We start from the raw sequence: 2,719 nt of genomic DNA on the forward strand, positions 1-2,719 counted from the left end.
CCGCAGCAACGCCCGGAAGTCGCCGCGGGCGGCCGAGGCCGCCGGACAGCGCACCGTGAAGGAACTGGAACACCTGCTCAACGACTTCCGCGACGACGTGAGGGTGCACTTGCGCCGGCGGACGGCGGACGGCACCGTGGACGAAGTCGCCGTGCAGACCATCAGGACCGTGCTGGAGCAGGCCAAGGCCTCCATTACGGCTGCCCTGCGCTGACCCGTTTGAGGCCCTCCTCCGGTTAGGAGGCGGGGCGGGCATATGACAGACTGGTACGCAGTTCTTTTTCGTCCAGCAAAGGAGGCAGCCATGAGCAAGCGAGCACGCAAGCGCAAAGACCGTAAGCGCGGCGGCGCAAACCACGGCAAGCGCCCCAACACCTAAGCAGTCGGCTAACAGCCCGCGCGGCTGAAGCTGCTGAAGGAAAAACCCCCGCGCCCGGTTGGGCAGCGGGGGTTTTTTCGTTGTTCCCGGCGCGTTCGCTGCAGTATGGGTGCGGCAGGCCCGTTATACGGTGTCGGTTTCCCTGATGTGGCTGATCCTGTCCAGGATCCGTTCCTTCAGAGTCTGTGGTGCATGCTCCTGGCAGGAGCGCTTCACCACCGAGCGGATCAGGCACTCCAGGTTATGTTCTTCGGCGCATTCGGGACAGCTGTCCAGATGCGCCTTAATCTCCGCTAGGTCATCGCGGGAGAGTGCGCCGTCGACGTACTCGTAGATCCGCTGCATCCGGTCGTCTTCGCAGTCGCCCAGTCCGTGGCAGTCGCTCATGTGCCGTTCTCCTGTTGTGTCCCCACCGCCGCCGCGGCGTTTTTCTTGTCCTTGGTGCCGGACATGCCACGTTCGTGCGCATAATCTGCGAGCAGTTCGCGCAGCAATTTGCGTCCCCGGTGCAGGCGGGACATCACGGTGCCGATGGGGGTGTTCATGATTTCCGATATTTCCTTGTACGCGAAGCCCTCCACGTCCGAAAAGTAGACGGCCAGCCGGAATTCCTCCGGGATCGCCTGGAGGGCGTTCTTCACGTCCGAGTCCGGCAGGTGGTCCAGCGCCTCCGCTTCCGCCGAGCGAAGCCCGGAGGAGGTGTGCGCGGCGGCCTGGAACATCTGCCAGTCCTCGACCTGGTCCGTGTTGGACTGTTGCGGCTCGCGCTGCCGCTTCCGGTAGAGGTTGATGTACGTATTGGTCAGGATCCGGTACAGCCAGGCCTTGAGATTGGTGCCCGGCTTGTACTGGTGGAAGGCCGAAAACGCCTTGGTGTAGGCCTCCTGCACCAGGTCCTCGGCGTCGCTGGGATTGCGTGCCATCCGCATCGCCGCCGAATAGAGCTGGTCCACATACTGCATGGCGTCGCGTTCGAACCGGGCACGGCGCTGGTCGGCGGTTTCCGTCTGGACGTCGACCTCGTCCGGCTCCCCCGTTGTGGCGGGGATGGCGCGGTCCTGGGTGGCGTCCGAATTCTCAGTCGTCATTGGCTCCCAGTCTACGCTGGGCTGCCTTGACGCCGGGGCGGACGCTGCGCCGGGAACCGGGCCTGCGCGGCCCCGTTCGGCTAGCGCTGTAGGCACAGGATCTCCCTCCGTTTCGACACCTTGCCGGCCGGAGACAATGCACCGGCCTTCCTCTCATGGCTAACCGCCGATGCCCCGCAACTATTCCCCGCCGGCCGCGGCAAACGGCCCCGCAAGGTGTGCGGTGCCAACAAAAGTGCCAGACTAGTGTGCAGTGCCTCCTTCCCTGGGCCCCGGCTCCGGGAAAGGCGCAGATCCTTCGACGCACGCTGACAGCCAGGAGGCTTCCATGTCAATCGTCCGCCTTGCCGCCCGCCCGCTGCTGGCCACAAGCTTTGTAGCTACCGGCATCGACCGTCTGCGCCACACCGAGGAAACGGCGGTGTCCCTGCGGCCGCTGGTTCAGCGGGCGGAATCCGCCCTGCCTGCGGCCGGCGCCCTGGCCGGGCAGGAGAAGCTGTTGGCGCGCGCTGTCGGCGCAGCCCAGGTGGGGGCAGGCGTGCTCCTGGGCATGGGCAGGTTCTCGCGGCTCGCGGCTGCGGTGCTGGCCGGCACCACGGCGCTAAACACCGTGGTGGATTACCGCGCCGCCGACGCCGCAACGCCGGATGCCAGGCGCTCGCGCCGCACCCAGCTGCTGAAGAACCTGTCGTTGATCGGGGCGGTCCTGCTCGCCGCTGTGGATACCAATGGCCGGCCCGGCCTGGTGTGGCGGGCCGAGCACCTTGCCGCCGACGCCCGGCGCAACGTGCGCTCCATCAGCAAAGACGCGCGCCGCAATGCCGGCTCGATCGGCCACGACGCCCGGAAGCAGCTGAAGAGGGCCGAACGGGCAGTGCGCGAAGCAACGGCGGACGTGGTGGCATCCTGAACGCAATGCCCCACGCTGCCACCCCCTGGCCTGCCCCGTTCGCGGAGCGGCCGATCGACGCAATCGTAGAGGTTCCCGCCTCCAAGTCCCTGACCAACCGCTACCTGGTGCTCGCCGCGCTGGCCGACGGCCCGTCCCGGCTGCGCTCCCCGCTGCACTCGCGGGACACGTCCCTGATGGTGGAGGCGCTGCGCTCTTTGGGAGCCGGCATCACCGAGACGGAGGGCGACGGCCGGTTCGGCCCGGATCTGCTGGTGGAACCGATCGACCCGGCGCGTCCGCTGGGCGCCGCCGGCATCGACTGCGGACTGGCCGGCACGGTCATGCGGTTCGTGCCGCCGC

Annotated in this window: 5 protein-coding genes and 1 pseudogene; 4 read left to right on the top strand and 2 right to left on the bottom strand. The window is 67.3% G+C overall.

The genetic code is table 11. The features are described from left to right. A pseudogene (locus AC5RV2_RS16735) lies at positions 1–214 on the top strand (PadR family transcriptional regulator); the annotation flags it as partial. Positions 215–304: 90 nt separating this feature from the next. Next, positions 305–379, top strand: coding sequence for a 50S ribosomal protein bL37 (locus AC5RV2_RS16740; RefSeq protein ID WP_370664980.1), 75 nt, complete (start codon positions 305–307; stop codon positions 377–379). 123 nt (positions 380–502) lie between these two features. Here the strand turns inward: AC5RV2_RS16740 and rsrA are convergent, their stop codons facing one another. Both rsrA and AC5RV2_RS16750 read right to left on the bottom strand, forming a co-directional pair. After that, positions 503–766, bottom strand: coding sequence for a mycothiol system anti-sigma-R factor (gene rsrA, locus AC5RV2_RS16745; RefSeq protein WP_493979048.1), 264 nt, complete (start codon positions 764–766; stop codon positions 503–505). Beyond that, on the bottom strand, positions 763–1,467 hold the full coding sequence (locus tag AC5RV2_RS16750; protein WP_493979049.1) for a sigma-70 family RNA polymerase sigma factor: 705 nt from the start codon (positions 1,465–1,467) through the stop codon (positions 763–765). Before AC5RV2_RS16750 ends, rsrA begins: the two co-directional genes overlap by 4 nt. A gap of 328 nt (positions 1,468–1,795) precedes the next feature. Between AC5RV2_RS16750 and AC5RV2_RS16755 the strand changes: the two genes are divergently transcribed. Both AC5RV2_RS16755 and AC5RV2_RS16760 read left to right on the top strand, forming a co-directional pair. Continuing rightward, positions 1,796–2,377: a DoxX family protein gene (locus AC5RV2_RS16755; RefSeq protein ID WP_494093274.1), complete on the top strand. Its 582-nt coding sequence runs from the start codon at positions 1,796–1,798 to the stop codon at positions 2,375–2,377. A 5-nt stretch (positions 2,378–2,382) separates the two neighbouring features. Beyond that, a partial coding sequence (locus tag AC5RV2_RS16760) for a carboxyvinyltransferase (protein WP_494093275.1) occupies positions 2,383–2,719 on the top strand: 337 nt, incomplete at its 3' end.

The organism is Arthrobacter sp. Y3225116 (assembly GCF_059091245.1).